Genomic DNA, 17525 nt, shown 5'->3' on the forward strand with positions numbered 1-17525 from the left:
ATATTCCCCTTGTGATTCGTCGCGCGCGAGGCGCGAGATTTCACATTTCGCGCCTTACACAGAGCGAATTATTGGGGGGTCAGGAGGATTTCGATTCGCGGAAAAGAGCGGGAGAAAGGGCCCATTTGCTGGTTTGCGCGGCCTCCCGCTACGGCTTGCCGCTCGGGGCAGCGCGGTACCAGGCAGCGCCAATTGTTAAATCTGAAGAATGTCAAATGGCGGCACGCCCTAGCCGCTGCGCGCGCGCCGTGGATTGGCTCGCAGCGCATCGATTTCGTCAAGCAAATCGAGCACGAGCGCGATACCCGGCGGATTGATCTCGAGGTCGTGCGCAAGGCGCCGGGCGGTGCGCACACGCCGCAACGACGCGCCGCTAAAGCGCCACTCGTCTGGTCGCGCACCGTGCGGGGCGAATGCGCCTTCCGCAACCCATAGGGTCACTTCCTCTTGCGAGGCGCCGCTCGCGCGACACAACTCGACGAGCGTGAATTCCATCTCTTCGTTGACTATCTGGCCTTCCAGGTAAGTCGTCACGGTCTCTTTCATGATCAGCGGTCATCCGTAAAAATGGGCGCGCGGGTCGAAGTTGAACGCCTGCCGCATTACGTCGTACGCAGCGGCAGCACGCTCGGTGTCGGCCGGCGGCAAGACGATGTTCAACACCACATACAGATCGCCGGGCGGCGTCCCCGGAATCCCCTTGCCCTTGAGCCGTAAGCGCCGTCCGCCTTGCGAGTTCCTGGGCACCGTCATTTCGACCGAACCGTCAGGAGTCGGCACGGTGACCTGCGCGCCAAGCGCGGCTTCCCAAGGGGCGACCGGCAAGTCGAGCGAGACGTCGCGGCCGTCGACACGAAAACGTGGGTGTTCGCGAAACGCGATCTCCAGATAGAGATCGCCTGCCGGACCGCCGCCCATTCCGGGTGCGCCCTGGCCGGCGAGCCGCAAGTGCTGCCCGGCACGGATGCCCTTCGGAAGCGAGACGTCCAGCGTGCGCGTTTGCAGCGTGAGATGACCTTGCTCGTCGACCACCGGCATTTGCAGGGAAATGGCGCGCTGCGCCCCACGATAGGCGTCTTCCAGGTCGATCAGGATTTTGGCGTGATGGTCCTGGCCGGCCATCGCTGCCGCGGGGCCCTGCCGCTGATGCATGCCATGGCCGTGCCCCCGGCCGAACATCGCTTCGAAAAAGTCGTTGAGGTTGGCCTCGCCTGCCGCGTCCTCGCCAGCCCCGCGGAACTCGAAACCTTCGTCCCAGTTCGGCGGCGGCTGAAACTCCTGACCGCTCTGCCACTCGCTGCCCAAGCGGTCGTAGGCCGCGCGCTTTTCCGGATCCTTGAGCACCTCGTAGGCCTCGCCCACTTCCTTGAAGCGCTCCTCGGCATCCGCCTGTTTGTTGAGGTCTGGGTGATGCTTGCGGGCAAGCTTGCGGTAAGCACGCTTGATCTCGTCCTGGGAGGCGCTGCGCTCCAACCCGAGGACCGCGTAATAGTCCTTGTATTTCATATGAAAGACAGCCCTATGGAAGGTGAGGACGGCGCTGCGTTCGGATCCGGCTGCCCTATTACTCTATACGACAACGCCAGGAACGTGCCGCTAGCCCTGCGGACCTTCATGAGAACGTTATCGACGTTGTGCGCCTGCAGTTTGCGGGCCTTCGTGCTGGAACGGACTAGCATGATCCATGCCTTCCGCGCACAATGCGTATTGGCTGCGATGATCCATTCGGGGCGGCCGCGGCGGCCCCCGGGCGAGCTGTCCTTCAACCCGCACGGCACCGGCGATTTCGGGGTGGCGTATGCATGAAAAAATATCGAGCCGCGCATGGTCGAACCGTGCGATGCGCCTCGCAACGAGAGTTCGACCCTGCGTATGCGTATCACCGCTTTGATCCGCCTGCCGGCATTCGCCGCAGCCTGTACCTTTGCCGTCGTGCTGACCACCGCGCTCGGCACATGGTGGCTGGTGCGCGAACAGTCGCTGCAAACGGCCCGTGGCCAGTTCGAGCAGCGCGCCGCACATATCACGAGCGACCTGCAACAGGAACTGGCCACTTGCGAGTACGTGCTGCGCAGCGCGAGCGGCTTGCTGGCAGTGTCGCCCAACGTGACGCCCGAGGCCTGGCGGCAGTACGTGACGCGGCTCGATATGGACGACACGCTGTCCATCGTTCGTGCGCTCGGCTATGCCACGGTGGGACGAAATGCGGGGCCGGCGTCTGCCGGGGACGTGCCGTTCGCGCCCGTCCAGTTGATGACGCCGGTGCGCGCCGGTGCGCCCGCCACCGGCTACGACCTGGGCCGCGACCCTACGCGGCGTGCTGCCCTGCTGCGCGCGCTGGACAACGGCGAGCTGACGCTCGATGCGCTGGCGGCGCAAGCAAGCGCGACGCTCGAGCCACCTCACTCCCATTTCGAGCTGTATCTGCCGGTGTACGGCCATGCGGCGCGGGGGGATGGCGCAGAGGGCGCCCCTGCGGTGGCGAGTTCGGATGCTTCCTCGGCCTCTGCTGCCTCTGCTGCCTCTGCTGCCTCTGCTGCCTCTGCTGCCTCCGCGGCTATGGCGAGCGTTGCAGCCGATGCACATCCCGACTTCGACGGCGTGCTGGTCGCGGTCGTCGATCCCCGGCGGCTATTCGAGCGCGGCATGGCTCATCAGCCGGGGATCGATCTGCAGGTTTTGGCCGGCTCGCCTGCCACGACGCTATATAGCTCGACGCTCAGCGAGACCACGAACGACGCAGCGCCGCTCGTGCGCAGGACCGACACGCTGCGCTTCGGCGGCGAGGCGCTCACGCTGGTCTACACCGCCAGTGAACGTTATCTCGCCGCCGGCAACGACTACGCCGCCATGACGGTATTGATCGCCGGGCTCGCCAGCGCATTGCTGCTGGCGGGTCTCGCGTGGCTGCTGGCGCGGGCCCGCAGCGGCATCTCCGCTTGAGCGCCGCACGCGAGGCCTGGCATCTCGATCAGGCTGCGCAATCTGCGCCAGCCGCGGACTCGAGCGCCCCGCGCCAGCGCCGTCCTCACACGGTGACGACAATCTTGCCGAACTGCTGGTTCGACTCCAGGTAGCGATGCGCGTCGACGATCTGATCGAGCGTGAACGTCCTGTCGATCACCGGTTTGAGGACGCCGCTCGCGAGGCCCTCGAGAATGAAACGCTTGGCCCGCTCGAGCCGCCCGGCGTCGGCCACGATCTGCTTGTACTGGTAGCCATGGACCGTCAGCATCTTGCCCAGCACAGGAAACAGCGGGAACGGCGTTGCTTCGAGGTCGAGGGCGCCGTACTCGAACAGAATGCCGTGCGGCGCCAAGGCTTCGGCCAGCTTGGGCAGCATCGGGCCCACCACCGGATCGAAGGCGACACGCGCTCCCTTGCCGCCGGTAATCTCGTGCACGCGGGCCGGTAAATCCTCGTGGTCGGTGGCGATCACATGGTCAGCGCCGAATGCCAGCAGCGCGTCCTGCTTGGCGCGCGAGCGGGTGGTGGCAATCGTGGTCGCCCCCACGCTCTTCGCTATCTGGATCGCGGCCAGGCCGACGCTGCTCGATGCCGCGGTGACGATCACCGTGTCGCCCGCGCCGAGCTTCGCGATCTCGATCAGCGCGCCCCATGCGGTCACATATTGCATCCAGACCGCGGCCGCTTCCGTCCAGCCGAGCGACGCCGGATGCTTCACCAGTAACGCGGCGGGCACGGTCGCCACTTCGCCGTAGGTGCCCCAGCGCGTGATCGAGAGCGGTGGAATCAGACTGACCGCATCGCCCACCGCCACCTCGGTCACGCCGCTGCCAAGCGCGCTCACGACACCCGCCGCTTCGTAACCGAGGCGCGCCGGAAACTCGCCGCCCTCCACGTACTGCCCTGAACGGAACATCGATTCGGCACGGTTCAGACCCAGCGCCTTCACCTGCAGCGTGACTTCACCGGCGCCGGGTGGCGCCACCTCGACGTCTTCGATTTTCAGTACTTCCGGACCGCCATGTTCATAGAAACGCACGATTTTCGGCATCTTTCTTCTCCAACACGTTGATGTGCAACCACTATAATTGCCGCCACACCGTAGATAAATCGCACTTCCAACCCTTCTATTGAAACATCTGATTTCTAATCATGGATCGTTTGACCAGCATGGCGGTCTTCGTGAAGGCAGCGGAAACCGGATCGTTTACGGCTGCGGCCGCCGCCCTCGGCATCTCGTCGCAGATGGTGGGCAAGCACATCCGCTTTCTCGAGGCGCGCTACGGCATGCAGCTCATCAACCGCACAACCCGCCGCCAAAGCCTGACGGAAGCGGGTCATGCGTTTTTCGAAGGCAGCAAGGCGGTCTTGCTGGAGGCGAACGCCACCGAAGCGCTCGCCGCCAACCTGCTCGCGGCGCCGCGTGGCAAGCTCAAGGTGAATGCGCCAGTGAGCTTCGGCGCGCACAGCCTCACGCCCATGGTGGCGCAGTATCTGCGGCAATATCCGGAGGTACAGGTCGATCTGACCTTGAGCGACCGTGTCGTCGATCTGGTCGACGAAGGCTATGACGCCGTGATCCGCATCGCCCCGCTTACGGATTCCGGGCTGATTGCACGGCAACTGGCGCCGTACCGGCTCGTGACCTGTGCGGCGCCCGCTTACCTCGCCGAACGCGGCATCCCGAGCCGGCCCGAGGATCTGACCAATCACGAATGCCTCGGCTTTGCGTTTTCGACGCGCCCGCCTATGGCGGAATGGGAGTTCGTCAGCGCCCAAGGCGTGCATACGGTGCGCGTGACCAGCCGGTTTTCGATCAACAATGGCCAGGGCTTGCGCAGCGCGGCGCTGGCGGGCCTCGGCATCATCCAGCAGCCACGCGAGATGCTCAACGACGATCTCGCAAGCGGCCGGCTGGTGCAGGTGCTGCCTGCTTACGAAGCGCCGGCGCGGCCGATGTACCTGCTATTCGCCCAGGACCGCCGGCCCACCCCGAAGCTGCGCAGCTTTGTTGACTTCGTGGTGGCGGCATTCGGCTGACGACGAGGTGTTTCGGCGCCTGGCTGACAGGCTCCCTTTACGGATCACAGGCTGTTCAGCCGGTGCCGCATTTGAGCAGGACTGCGGATTGCTACTTCAAGGGTGTGTTCACCCTAGGGAGTACGAGATGAGCGAAACCCGCCAAAATCCGCAACCGGATCTCCAGCATCCGCAGCCAGCCAGTCACAGCGACAACGAAAAGAGCAAATTACCGGAACGGCACGACGAGATGCGCAAGCAGTCGCCGGCCGACCGCCCCGGCAAGAAGCCGGGAGACGGTGAGCCGTCGGTGAGCTAGCCGCAGGGGCCCACCACTCTACGCGGGGCTGGCGTTGTTCGCGCAGGGACTTGCCAGCCACTTTTGATCGATCGTCAAGCGTTGGATCTGCCTGGCGGCCAGTTTTCCCATCCGGGTTGCGTCCGCCTCCACCGTCGATCCGCTGTTCCCCACCTTGTCCACTACGTCCAGTGCGCTGCCGAGCGCCTTCGAGCCGCGACAGGCGGGCAAACGGGCCGCGTATAGCGGGCCCTTGGGCCTCTACTCCCCTGCCACCGGTTGCGCGGTGGCACGCACATGCGCGGCCGTGGTGCGGCCCGTGCGTGTGAGCCAGTAGGTCGCAATCCGGTCGAGCGCGGTGCACATGACCAGATAGACGAAACCGACGAACAGGAATATCTGTATGGGATAGACCATCAGGCGGTTATTCACCTGGGTCGCCATGAACGACAGTTCGCCGACGCCGACGATATACGCAAGCGAGGTGTCTTTCACCAGTGTGACCCATTGGTTCACGAACGACGGCGTCATGATGCGGATCGCCTGCGGCAGCAATACATAACGCAAGGTTTGCATGCGTGTGAGCCCGAGCGACAGCCCTGCCTGCCATTGACCCGCGCCGACCGCCAGAATGCCGGCGTGGACCGAATGCGCGAGATATGCGCCGCCGATCAGCGAGAGCGCGCAGATCACCGCCGCGAGTCCCGGCACATTGACATGGAACACGACCGGCAGCAGGAAAAACGTCCAGAAGATCAGCATCAGCACGGGAATCGCGCGAAAAAAGCCGATCACTAGAAGCAAGGGGACGCGCGTAATGCGGCCGGCCATCGCCAGCGCGATGCCGCCTGCCACGCCTAGCAAAGCGGAGGCGAGCGCCGAGCTCACCGCCAGCACGAGCGTCAGAGCCGCCCCGCCCAGCGGCCCCTCGGGAAACGCGCCGACCAGCAGATACGGCAGGTTGTTGACGAACAGCGACCATTCCATGGTTAGCGCCTCGCCAGCGACGGGTCACGCCGATGCGTGACGACATGGGAGAGCGCCTCGATCAACGCGACGGCAGCGATATACAGCACGGTCGCCACACCGAATGCGGCGAAGGTCTGAAAGGTCTCCGTCTCCACCTGACGGGCCGCATACGACAATTCCGCGAGGCCGATCGCCATGGTTAGCGAGGAGTTCTTGACGAGGTTCATGTACTGGCCGAACAGCGGCAGCAACGAGATCCGCACCGCCTGTGGCAACACGACATAGCGGAACGCCTGCCGTGGCGTCAGTCCGAGCGCCGCGGCGGCATGATGCTGGCCGGACGGTACGCCGCGCAATCCCGCCTCGAACTCCTCGGCGATAAAGGCCGCCGAGTAGCAAGTGAGCCCGAGCCAGCCGGCTACGAATTCGAATGACGGCCAATGCACCGACAGCCACGCCAGATGGACGCGGTGTGGCGCGTTGAGCCATTGCATCAAGGCATCGGGCAACAAAGTCGCCACGCCGAAATACCAGAACAGCAACTGGACCAGCAAGGGCGTGTTGCGAAACACGACCACATAGGCGCGCGCGGCGTGGCGCAGCGGCCGGAGGCGGGCGTGACGGCACATCGCGAGGCCAAACCCCGCCAGCGTTGCGGCAATCGCCGCAGAGAGCGCAAGGCCCAGCGTGACGCCGAACCCAAGCCACAACCACATCAGATACTTCGGGGCGAGCCACGCCTGCATTATCGGACCTGCTGGATTTCATCGAGCTGTAAAACGCAACCGGGCACGCGTTGGCGTGCCCGGTTGCTACCATCGTTTCAGAAGGCTATTCAGCCTGCCTCAAACCTTGTCGCCAATCTTGAAGATGCGCACGAGCGGCGTCTTCGTCTGCGGGCCAAACCAGCGGTTATAGATCTTGCCAGCCGAGCCGTCGGCTTCAAGCCCCTTCAACGTGGTATTGACGAAGGCCGTCAGGCGCGTCTCGCCCTTCGGGATGCCGACACCCATATAGTCGTTCGAGATGGTGAACGGCGGGATCTCGTAGTTCTGCTTGTCCGGCACATTGGCGAGCAGGCCAACCAGCTTCGGACCATCCTGAGTGATCGCCTGAACGTTGCCCGCGCGCAAGGCCGCAAACGCGAACGGCGTGTCGTCATAAGCCACGATGGTGGCTTGCGGGAATTTCTCGCGCAGCGTGATCTCGTTGGTGGTGCCCTTGTCGGCGCCCACACGCAGGCTATTGAGCTGGTCCGGCGACTTCAGCACGCCCTTCTTCGCGAGGAACTGCTGACCCGACGAAAAATAAGGAATACTGAAATCGACCTGCTTGGCGCGTTCGTCCGTGATCGTGAAGTTGGCGAGCACCAGATCGACCTTGCTGGACGTGAGGAACGGAATCCGGTTGGCCGGGTTGGTCGGCTGCAGTTCGAGTTTCACGCCGAGCTTGTCGGCCAGCGCCTTCGCGTAGTCGACATCGAGGCCCACGATATGGTTGGTTGCGGGGTCGACGAAGCCGAACGGCGGGTTGCTATCGAAGGTGGCGACGCGCAGCACGCCGGCTTTCTTGATGTCGTCAAGGCGGTCGGCGTGAGCGACGCCCGAGACCGCGAACGTTAACCCCATGAACCATGCCGCGAGCGTTCTGGATTTCATTTTTATGGACCTTCTTGTGCGAGTGTGTGTGGCGGCCGGGTAGCGCAACCCGGCAATCTAGTGAAGTACCTGGCACCGTTCGAGCGATGCACGAGCGCCACCTTAGCAGCCAGGGCCCACCCTGCAGAACCAAGAAATGTTCCTGTAATAAGCGGCTTTTCTGCTAAGCAACGCGGTGATTTGCAAAGACCGATTCGTCGTTTGCCGCGCCGCCGAACGCTGACTAGGATCGAGGCTCCGCAATCAGATCTTGAGGAGACTTGCGATGTCCGAGCGTGCCGCTTTCAAGCCACGGGTGATCGAACCGGTGGCTGCCAATCAACCCGAGGGTCTCGGACTCGCGGTCGAGCTGTGGCTGGCGCGTCCGGTCGAAGGTATCGCCGGGCGCGCGGTGCAGATTCATTTGCGCGGCGATGCGCGGATGGCCCAGGCCGAGGCCCTGCGCGACCTGCTGCATCAATTGGGCACAGATATCGTTATCGCGTGACGCCAGCGCGGCGCAGCGCCTGCGCCGCCCTCCGGGCCGCTCCCCCCGCTCTCCCCGCTCCGCCTTGCCCGGCGGCCCTGAGCGGATTAGCCGCCAATCCGGAACAGTCATTTCGAACTATCGATACAAAGTTTCGATAGCTAGGGTATACACTGGCTCCATCGACGTTGCAGACACCCCAGGCAAACCTCACCGGCCCCTGTCGCGACGCCTCCCCGAGTTGAAGTCGAAACGTTTATGGAGTCCATCATGAAGACCAAGTTCGTTGCCGCTCTGCTGGTTGCCGCCTCTGCCACCCTCGCTGCCCCCGCCTTTGCAAGCGGCTATGGTCCGGCGCCGTTTTATCGTCCGACTGTTGGCGCACCTGCGTCGCAACAAGGCCAGAGCGCCCAGACCGTTGCTGCTGAGCGTGCCAATGTCACTGCTAACAGCTCGTACGGCGGCGTAGCTGAGCAAAGCTCGCAATCGGGTTCGCGTGAAGCGGTTAGCGGTCCGCGTTCGGTGTTCTTCGGCCATTAAGCCGCGCTTTTCACCGTACTCGCCGTAATGAATCTGCTGTTGGCAAGGCCAAAAACAATCTTCGGAGGTCAAATATCATGAAGTCGCTCATTCAAGCTGTTGCTATTGCTGCTGTTCTCGCCAGCCCGGTGGTTTCGTTTGCCCAGTCGTCGAACCAGCCGCTGACCCGCGCGGAAGTGCGTGCGCAACTGGTGCAGCTGGAACAAGCCGGTTATTCGCCCGCTCGCGGTCGTGACCCGTACTACCCGACGGACATCCAGGCCGCTGAAGCACGCGTCGCTGCGCAAAACGCTACGGCGCAAGCCGAGACCACGGGTTACGGTCCGGCCACAAGCGGTAGCTCGCAGTCTGGCCAACGTGCCGAAGTCACCGCTAGCCCGTACTCGGTGCCGGTCTACGTCGGTCATTGATCGGCGTGCTGTATGAGGACAGGGCCGCTTGAACGGCTCGCCAACGAAACAGGCCCGCGCTAGCCGTCCACGCGGGCCTGTTTGCCAATACCGGACTCCTCCGTCTCCAGATGCCTGGTGACTTCGCCCAGCACTAGATGGCTGGGCTTTTTTCGTGCACTTTCCTGCTTTTTTCGTGCTAACCGGCGAGGTACGCGCCCCTCCCCAAACGCAGCCCCTCAGGGTTCGTTGCGCAAATACCCCACCTTCGCCGGGTCGCGCATCCGCAGCGACACCAGACCCGCAATCGCGCACAGCGCCGTCACGTACCAGTAGAACATCGATTCGCTGCCCACCGACTTGAGCCACAAGGCGACATACTCGGCCGAACCACCAAAGATCGCATTGGCGACCGCATACGACAACCCCACGCCCAATGCACGCACTTGCGGCGGGAACATCTCGGCCTTGATGAGGCCGCTGATCGACGTATAGAAACTGACAATCGCCAGCGCCAACACCACAAGGCCGAAGGCCGCATACGGATTGGTCACGTCCTTGAGCGTGTGCAGCAGCGGCACGGTGCCGATGGTCGCGAACAGGCCGAAGAAGATCATCGACTGGCGGCGCCCGATCTTGTCCGACAGCGCGCCGAATAGCGGCTGCATCAGCATGTACACGAACAGCGCCGCCGTCATTACGTTACTGGCGGTCTTTGCATGCATGCCCGCCGTGTTGACCAGATACTTCTGCATATACGTGGTGAACGTATAGAAAATCAGCGAGCCGCCCGCGGTGAAGCCAAGCACGGTCAGGAATGCGCCCTTGTGCGCCCACAAGCCGCGAATCGTGCCGGCTTCCTGGCTCTTGCGCATCTCGGCCGTGGTCGTTTCTTCGAGCGACTTACGCAGGTAGAGCGCCACCAGCGCCGCCAGCGCGCCGACCACGAAGGGAATCCGCCAGCCCCATGCCTTCAGTTCCTCGGTGCTCAAGGTCTGCTGCAGGATCACCAGCACCAGCAAGGCGCACAGTTGGCCGCCAATCAACGTCACGTACTGGAACGAAGCGAAAAAGCCGCGCCGCCCCTTGAGCGCCACTTCGCTCATATAGGTCGCGCTGGTGCCATACTCGCCGCCCACCGAAAGCCCCTGGAAGAGCCGCGCCACCAGCAGCAGCGCTGGCGCGAGCGCGCCGATCTGCGCATAGGTGGGCAGCACCGCGATCACCAGCGAACCGCCGCACATCATGAACACCGACACCAGCATCGCGGTGCGCCGGCCATGCTTGTCGGCAAGCCGGCCGAAGAACCAGCCGCCGATCGGGCGCATCAAAAAGCCCGCGGCGAACACGCCGGCGGTATTGAGCAGTTGCGTAGTGGGATTGCCGCTCGGAAAAAAGGCCGGCGCGAAATACAGCGCGCAGAACGAGTAGACGTAGAAGTCGAACCACTCGACGAGATTGCCCGAAGAGGCGCCGACAATCGCGAAGATGCGGCGCCGCGTGTCGTGCGCGGTGACGATGGCCTGGTCAGTTTGGTCGGTCATGCTGTGTCGTTCCTTGACGTGGATAGAAAAATAGCGGTCGCGGCGCCGCCTTCACGTTGCGCGCTCTCTTCGCGCGTGCGGAATTCTACAGAAATGAAAGGTTTTGTGATGTTATTTGTCGGGTAAACGTTAGGTTTGAAGCTCGCCATCGGGCTCAAGGCAGGCTAATAAAAAAGCCAGCCCGAAGGCTGGCTTTAGACATCGCTCATAGAGCGCAAAGGATCAGAGTCGCACCGCCGGCGGCACATAACGGCACTCGTAGCGCTTTCTCACCGTGCCGTTTTCATCGACGCTTTCCAGATACACGTCGAACTGCCACAGCCGCGCCATATGCTTGAGCACCTCGTCGCTGTCGCCGGACAGATGGCGGTTGTCGCTCATGAAATGCCGCAGCGTCAAACTACGGTCGCCGCGCGTATTGACCGACCACACCTGGATGTTCGGCTCGCGGTGATGCATGTCGTACTGCCGCGACAAGGCCTGGCGCACATACTGATAGCCGCTGTCGTCGTGGATCGCGGAGACTTCGAGCGCGTCGCGCATGTCGTCGTCCAGCACCGAGAAGAGCCGCATTTCGCGGATCAGATGCGGGGACAGATACTGCGCCACAAAGCTCTCGTCCTTGAAATTGCGCATCGCGTAGTGCAGCGATTGCAGCCACGAACTGCCGGCCAGCTCCGGAAACCACTTGCGATCCTCGTCGGTCGGGTTTTCGCAGATGCGGCGAATGTCGCTCATCATCGAAAAGCCCAGCGCGTACGGATTGATGCCGCTGTAATACTGCTTCGTGACCGGCGGCTGATAGACGACGTTGCTGTGCGAATGGAGAAACTCCATCATGAAGCCGTCTTCCAGCTTGCCCTGGTTATACAGCGTGTTGAGCAGCGTGTAGTGCCAGAAGGTCGCCCAGCCTTCGTTCATCACCTGGGTCTGGCGTTGCGGATAGAAATACTGGCCGATCTTGCGCACGATGCGAATCACCTCGCGCTCCCACGGCTCCAGCAGCGGCGCATTCTTCTCCGCGAAGTACAGCAGGTTCTCCTGCGGCTCGGGCGGATAGCGGTCGTCGGTTTCCTCGGGCAGCGGCGTGTGCTTGTTCGGCAAGGTGCGCCACAGCTCGTTCACCTGCGATTGCAGATACGCCTCGCGCTCGCGGCGCGCCGCGGACTCCTTTTCCAGCGAAAGCTTTTGCGGCCGCTTGTAACGGTCCACGCCGTAATTCATCAGCGCGTGGCAGGAGTCGAGCAGTTCCTCCACCCGGTCCATGCCGAAGCGCTCCTCGCACTCCGCAATGTAGTTCTTGGCGTAGACGAGGTAATCGATGATGGCGTGTGCATCCGTCCACAACTTGAACAGATAGTTGCCCTTGAAGAACGAGTTGTGGCCGTAGGCCGCATGCGCAATGACGAGCGCCTGCATCGTCATCGTGTTCTCTTCCATCAGATACGCGATGCAAGGGTTCGAGTTGATGACGATCTCGTAGGCCAGCCCCATCTGTCCACGACGGTAGCTTTTTTCGGTAGATAGGAAATGTTTGCCGAACGACCAGTGCCGGTAGTTGACCGGCATGCCGACGGATGCGTAGGCATCCATCATCTGTTCAGCGCTGATGAGTTCGAGCTGGATCGGATACACGTCAAGCTCGTATTGCTCTGCAACATGAGCAATATGGGTGTCGTATTCCTCGATCAGTTCGAAGGTCCAGTCGGACGGGCACGGCAGTGGCCGCCTATCGGCTACGTTCATACGGACTTCCCTTTGCCCCTCTGAGGGCGTTCCGGTGTGTCCCTCTGCAGCGGCAGCAGCATCAAGCCCTGCTCCCGCGTCAACGGCCCCAATTTCCGCCGCTGCGGCCTGGGCATGCCCGGATTGCGGCTTCGGCACGCCTTTCTTGCGCTCCGGCTGATAACCGCGCGCTTCATTGTGCAGATGTTTGGTGCTCATGACGACGCCACCTGCTTTTCAAACAACTCCCGGAACACTGGATAGATGTCGGCGGCCGTCTCGACCTTCTTCATCGCCATATGCGGCTGCGATAGCGCGAGTTGCGCATATTCGAGCCACAGGTTCTGTTCCTCGGGCGTTACCTGAATATACGCAAAATAGCGCACCTTCTCGAGAATGTCATCTGCGAGGATCTTGCGGCACTTGGGCGAATCGTCGGTCCAGTTGTCCCCGTCAGAGGCCTGGGCGCCGTAAATGTTCCATTCGGTGGGCGAATAACGCTCCTCCTGGACCTTCTTCATCAGCTCCAGCGCGCTCGACACCACCGTGCCGCCGCTTTCCGTCGAGTGGAAGAACGTGTCTTCGTCGACCTCCTCGGCCCGCGTATGGTGGCGAATGAACACCACTTCGATTTTTTCGTAGTTACGCTTGAGGAAGAGGTACAACAAAATGAAGAAGCGCTTGGCAAGATCCTTGCGTTGCTCGTCCATCGAACCCGATACATCCATCAGACAGAACATCACGGCCTGACTCGAAGGCGTCGGCTGCTTCACACGGTTCACGTAACGCAGGTCGAACGGATCGATGAACGGGATGCGCCAGATACGCCCGCGCAGATGATGGATTTCCTCCTCGAGCGCCTTGATGTCGTCGCGGCGATCGTCGGGATCGGCCTTCATTTCCTCGAGCTGCCGTTCGAGCTCATGCAACTCGTTCACGAGCGGCGCACCCAGCGCAATACGCCGGCCTAGCGCGCTGCGCAGCGAACGGACCACGTCGATGTTGTTGGGGGTGCCTTCCGCCGCCCAGCCGGCGCGAATGCTCTTCCAGGTGGGGACCGCCAGCAGATGGGTTTTCACCAGACGCGGCAGCTCGAGGTCGTCGAAGAAGTACTGCATGAACTCTTCGCGGCTCAGTTCGAATACGAAGTCGTCCTGACCCTCGCCTTCGTTGCTGGCCTGGTTGCCGCCGCCTCCGCCGCCCCCGCCTTGAGGACGCGGAATCTTGTCGCCGCGGATATAGTCGGCGTTGCCCGGGTGCACCATTTCGCGCTTGCCGCCGGGACCGTGCCGGAACGACGGCTCCGCGATGTCCTTGCGCGGAATCGTGATGCTCTGGGTGTTCTGGATATCCTTGATGCTACGGTCGCGCACCGCTTCCGACACGGCGCGACGAATATAGTTTTTGACACGACGCAAGAAGCGTTCGCGGTTTGCAATACTTTTGTTCTTACCAGCTAACCTGCGGTCGATGATTTGATGAAGCACATCCGGTCTCCCATGCAGGTACTGCGCGTTGATCAGAGTGAGCGCTTGACTCCGATCCCATGCAGCGCCGCTAATTTCGGGTGTGCGAGACGCGCGCTGCAAACACAACGCTATGTCCAGACAACTTGCGCCTCGCAAGGTGCCCGCGCAATCTCTCTGTGCGGGCGGCACGTTATAAGTTTCATGAGCAGATCACGACGACTTACGCACGCGCAGATACCAGTCGCACAGCAGTCGCACCTGCTTGGGCGTGTAGCCCTTCGCGACCATCCGGTTGACGAAATCTTCGTGCTTGCGCTGTTCCTCCGCCGAGCCTTTTGCGTTGAATGAGATCACCGGCAACAGTTCTTCCGTGTTCGAGAACATCTTCTTTTCGATCACGACGCGCAGCTTCTCGTAGCTGATCCACGCCGGGTTCTTGCCTGCGTTCGCAGCACGCGCACGCAACACAAAGTTGACGATCTCGTTGCGGAAGTCCTTCGGATTGCTAATGCCAGCGGGCTTCTCGATTTTCTCCAGTTCCGCGTTCAGCGAGGCACGATCGAAACTTTCGCCCGTGTCGTGGTCGCGGAACTCCTGGTCCTGGATCCAGAAGTCGGCGTACGTCACATAGCGATCGAAGATGTTCTGCCCATACTCCGAGTACGACTCCAGATAAGCGGTCTGAATCTCCTTGCCGATAAACTCTGCGTAGCGCGAGGCGAGCACGTCCTTGATAAAGGACAGGTACTTCTGCTCGGTTTCCGGTGGGAACTGCTCGCGCTCGATCTGCTGTTCGAGCACATACATCAGATGCACCGGGTTCGCGGCGACTTCAGTTGAGTCGAAGTTGAATACGCGCGACAGGATCTTGAACGCGAAGCGCGTCGACACGCCGGTCATGCCTTCGTCGACACCAGCGAAGTCGCGGTACTCCTGATACGACTTGGCTTTCGGATCGGTGTCTTTGAGGTTCTCGCCGTCGTAGACCTGCATCTTCGAAAAGAGGCTGGAGTTTTCCGGCTCCTGCAAGCGCGTCAACACCGACATCTGCGCCATCATCTTCAGCGTGCCGGGTGCGCAGACGGCGCTTGCCAGCGAAGAGTTGCGCAACAGCTTCTCGTAGATCTTGATCTCTTCCGAATAGCGCAGGCAATACGGCACTTTCACGACGAAGATCCGGTCGAGCAGTGCTTCATTGTTGCGGTTATTACGGAACGCCTTCCATTCCGATTCGTTCGAGTGGGCGAGAATCACACCGTCGAACGGGATCGCACCGAAACCTTCCGTACCCTTGAAGTTGCCTTCCTGGGTGGCGGTGAGCAGCGGGTGCAGGACTTTGATCGGCGCCTTGAACATTTCGACGAACTCGAGCAGGCCCTGATTCGCGAGGCACAGGCCACCGGAGTAGCTGTAGGCGTCTGCGTCATCTTGTGCGTATTGCTCGAGCTTGCGGATGTCGACCTTACCGACCAGCGACGAAATGTCCTGATTATTTTCGTCACCCGGCTCGGTCTTGGCGATACCGATCTGCCGCAGGATGGAAGGATAGCGGCGCACCACGCGGAACTTGCGGATGTCGCCGTTGTACTCGTGCAGCCGTTTAACGGCCCACGGGCTGAGGATGCTTTTCAGGTAGCGGCGCGGAATACCGTACTGTTCTTCGAGAATCGGACCGTCTTCGTCGTAGTCGAACAGACCCAGCGGCGACTCGTTCACGGGCGAGCCCTTGATCGAGTAGAACGGTACGCGCTCCATGAGTTGCTTCAGACGTTCCGCGATCGACGATTTACCGCCCCCGACCGGCCCCAGCAAATACAGAATCTGTTTCTTTTCTTCGAGCCCCTGGGCCGAATGCCGGAAGTAGGCGACCACCTGCTCGATCACATCTTCCATTCCGTAGAACTCACGGAATGCGGGGTATACCTTGATCACCTTGTTCGCGAAGATGCGCGAAAGACGCGGGTCGTTGCGAGTGTCGATCTGTTCCGGTTCCCCGATTGCCGTCAACATGCGTTCGCCGGCTGTAGCGTACGCGGCGGGATTGTCTTTGCAGAGCGCGAGGTACTCCTCGAGCGAGAGTTCATCTTCTCGCGTTTTCTCGAAGCGGGTCGCGAAACTGCTGTAGATATCCATGCTACCTCCTCGCCTAAGTCTAGACCGATGTCGTGCGCGGCGCGCTAATCGGAAACGACATCGCTCGAATTCATCCTAAACCCTTTTAAATTTTTTTTCACGGACTACGTGATGAAAATCGTGCCGTGTTGCCCCCCCTACAATCCTCACTTGGAAACACAGTTTCGGTCACCTACAATCTTCGACCGCACTGCCCCCAAGGATTTGCCAGGATCATTTGCCAGGATCGCAGCAACCTGCTCTCTTCTCCGATGCGCGAATCGCCCATGCATCGGCCTGCCGTTACATCAATGCGTGTCGCGCTTTCCTTTGCGCTTTTTCCCTCAACGCGCAGCGAAGCGTTTCCGTGCACAGCGTTGACGCGGTGTTACATGTTCGTCTCTCGCTACGCGGTGTTACACGTTCGTCACTGCAGCACCGCTTTCGTTCACATCGAATCGCACACACGTGTGTGCGGTTGAACCAGCATGCCCGATATCCACAACAGCGGCATGGTCGGTGGCGTACATAACGATATGCCGTATGTCGCTGCTGCGTGCGTTCGATTACATAGGTGTATACGTACCAGGAGGCAAGCGCGGCGAATCAGGTCAGATCGACCTCGACCTCGCCCAGGCCGTCGATGCGGCCATATACGGTCCCAGCCCGCTCGACCCGATGCGCGCCGACATACGAACCGGTTGTAATGGTCCACTCCGGTTCGATAGTGATACCCATTGCTGCGCAGTGGTTAACAAACCATACCAGCAGTTCGCGCGGATCGCCGGCCGGGTTGCCGGTTGCCTCGGGCACCAGCGACACACCGTTAAATGTTAATTCGAGCTCCGGCGAGACAAAATCGAACACGCGCGCAAATCCGGCGTAGGCAACCGGTTGTCCGGTCGCGAGCGCACCGTTGTTTTGCGCGTCGGCCAGTTGCGCGAGCGGCGCAATATCGGGCCACTCGCTAAAGCGGCTATCAACGATTTCGATGGCTGGCAGCACCGCGCCGACCCGCGCGAGCACCTCGTCGCGCGCATAGGCCTCGCGGCGCGGCTCGATCGCCTCGCTGAAGCGAAAGGCAATCTCGAGTTCCAGCAGCACACGGAAAAATCCGCCATGGGCAATCCGGGCCGGCGACTCGTGCACGAGCGAGGCCGGGATCGGCGCGCCCGAAGCGGCCGCCCCCGGCGCCTTGGCGCCGATCTTCCAGGCGCCGGTCGACTGCTCGAGGCCGGCAAGCACGGCCTGCTGGATCGCATAGGCGGTTGCAGCGTCAGGCGGCAGGCTGTCCGGCGGCGGCGCATCGATCAGTCGGTGCTGCCTGCGTGCCTGAACGAGGCGTTGCGCAAGGTCGTGTGGCGTCATG

At 61.8% G+C, this 17525-nt stretch carries 17 protein-coding genes; 6 read left to right on the forward strand and 11 right to left on the reverse strand.

Annotated elements, in window-relative coordinates:
* Nucleotides 1-228: 228 nt before the first annotated feature.
* Nucleotides 229-546, reverse strand: a complete 318-nt coding sequence (locus BLQ92_RS20790; protein ID WP_090686418.1) for a chaperone modulator CbpM — start codon at nt 544-546, stop codon at nt 229-231.
* 9 nt (nt 547-555) lie between these two features.
* Nucleotides 556-1506 carry a DnaJ C-terminal domain-containing protein gene (locus BLQ92_RS20795; protein WP_090686419.1) on the reverse strand — a complete coding sequence of 317 codons (951 nt, stop codon included), beginning with the start codon at nt 1504-1506 and terminating at the stop codon, nt 556-558.
* A gap of 318 nt (nt 1507-1824) precedes the next feature.
* Between BLQ92_RS20795 and BLQ92_RS20805 the strand changes: the two genes are divergently transcribed.
* A complete protein-coding gene (locus BLQ92_RS20805; RefSeq protein ID WP_090686421.1) occupies nt 1825-2943 on the forward strand; it encodes a CHASE domain-containing protein in 1119 nt (372 codons plus the stop codon).
* 85 nt (nt 2944-3028) lie between these two features.
* On the opposite strand, the gene BLQ92_RS20810 is transcribed toward BLQ92_RS20805, so the two are convergent.
* Nucleotides 3029-4018, reverse strand: coding sequence for a zinc-dependent alcohol dehydrogenase family protein (locus tag BLQ92_RS20810; RefSeq protein ID WP_090686422.1), 990 nt, complete (start codon nt 4016-4018; stop codon nt 3029-3031).
* A gap of 101 nt (nt 4019-4119) precedes the next feature.
* Here BLQ92_RS20810 and BLQ92_RS20815 point away from each other — a divergent pair, with 101 nt between their 5' ends.
* Nucleotides 4120-5007, forward strand: coding sequence for a LysR family transcriptional regulator (locus BLQ92_RS20815; RefSeq protein ID WP_175772210.1), 888 nt, complete (start codon nt 4120-4122; stop codon nt 5005-5007).
* A gap of 127 nt (nt 5008-5134) precedes the next feature.
* Complete coding sequence (locus BLQ92_RS40105) at nt 5135-5305, forward strand: hypothetical protein (RefSeq protein WP_175772209.1); 171 nt, start codon at nt 5135-5137, stop codon at nt 5303-5305.
* 240 nt (nt 5306-5545) lie between these two features.
* Here BLQ92_RS40105 and BLQ92_RS20820 read toward each other — a convergent pair whose 3' ends face one another.
* The 3 genes from BLQ92_RS20820 to BLQ92_RS20830 form a co-directional block, all read right to left on the reverse strand.
* Nucleotides 5546-6271 carry an amino acid ABC transporter permease gene (locus BLQ92_RS20820; protein WP_090686423.1) on the reverse strand — a complete coding sequence of 242 codons (726 nt, stop codon included), beginning with the start codon at nt 6269-6271 and terminating at the stop codon, nt 5546-5548.
* A gap of 2 nt (nt 6272-6273) precedes the next feature.
* Nucleotides 6274-6999 carry an amino acid ABC transporter permease gene (locus BLQ92_RS20825; RefSeq protein WP_090686424.1) on the reverse strand — a complete coding sequence of 242 codons (726 nt, stop codon included), beginning with the start codon at nt 6997-6999 and terminating at the stop codon, nt 6274-6276.
* A 99-nt stretch (nt 7000-7098) separates the two neighbouring features.
* Nucleotides 7099-7911, reverse strand: a complete 813-nt coding sequence (locus BLQ92_RS20830; protein WP_090686425.1) for an ABC transporter substrate-binding protein — start codon at nt 7909-7911, stop codon at nt 7099-7101.
* Nucleotides 7912-8176: 265 nt separating this feature from the next.
* Between BLQ92_RS20830 and BLQ92_RS20835 the strand changes: the two genes are divergently transcribed.
* From BLQ92_RS20835 to BLQ92_RS20845, 3 genes are all read left to right on the forward strand, one after another.
* A complete protein-coding gene (locus BLQ92_RS20835) occupies nt 8177-8398 on the forward strand; it encodes a hypothetical protein (RefSeq protein ID WP_090686426.1) in 222 nt (73 codons plus the stop codon).
* A gap of 249 nt (nt 8399-8647) precedes the next feature.
* Nucleotides 8648-8917: a hypothetical protein gene (locus BLQ92_RS20840; protein ID WP_090686427.1), complete on the forward strand. Its 270-nt coding sequence runs from the start codon at nt 8648-8650 to the stop codon at nt 8915-8917.
* Between the two features lie 77 nt (nt 8918-8994).
* On the forward strand, nt 8995-9327 hold the full coding sequence (locus BLQ92_RS20845; RefSeq protein WP_090686428.1) for a DUF4148 domain-containing protein: 333 nt from the start codon (nt 8995-8997) through the stop codon (nt 9325-9327).
* A gap of 218 nt (nt 9328-9545) precedes the next feature.
* Here BLQ92_RS20845 and BLQ92_RS20850 read toward each other — a convergent pair whose 3' ends face one another.
* From BLQ92_RS20850 to BLQ92_RS20875, 5 genes are all read right to left on the reverse strand, one after another.
* Nucleotides 9546-10850 (reverse strand): MFS family transporter, encoded by a 1305-nt coding sequence (locus BLQ92_RS20850; protein WP_090686429.1) that lies wholly within the window; start codon nt 10848-10850, stop codon nt 9546-9548.
* Between the two features lie 222 nt (nt 10851-11072).
* Complete coding sequence (locus BLQ92_RS20855) at nt 11073-12794, reverse strand: SpoVR family protein (protein ID WP_090686430.1); 1722 nt, start codon at nt 12792-12794, stop codon at nt 11073-11075.
* The gene (locus tag BLQ92_RS20860) at nt 12791-14062 is read right to left on the reverse strand and encodes a YeaH/YhbH family protein (protein ID WP_090686431.1); all 1272 of its coding nucleotides are present in this window, start codon (nt 14060-14062) and stop codon (nt 12791-12793) included. The genes BLQ92_RS20855 and BLQ92_RS20860 overlap by 4 nt, the downstream gene beginning before the upstream one ends.
* Before the next feature lie 192 nt (nt 14063-14254).
* Nucleotides 14255-16177 (reverse strand): PrkA family serine protein kinase, encoded by a 1923-nt coding sequence (locus BLQ92_RS20865; protein WP_090686432.1) that lies wholly within the window; start codon nt 16175-16177, stop codon nt 14255-14257.
* 585 nt (nt 16178-16762) lie between these two features.
* Nucleotides 16763-17524, reverse strand: a complete 762-nt coding sequence (locus BLQ92_RS20875) for a 2-keto-4-pentenoate hydratase (protein WP_090686433.1) — start codon at nt 17522-17524, stop codon at nt 16763-16765.
* Nucleotide 17525: the final 1 nt, after the last annotated feature.

The sequence above is a fragment of the Paraburkholderia phenazinium genome (assembly GCF_900100735.1).
Taxonomy (GTDB): Bacteria; Pseudomonadota; Gammaproteobacteria; order Burkholderiales; family Burkholderiaceae; genus Paraburkholderia; species Paraburkholderia phenazinia.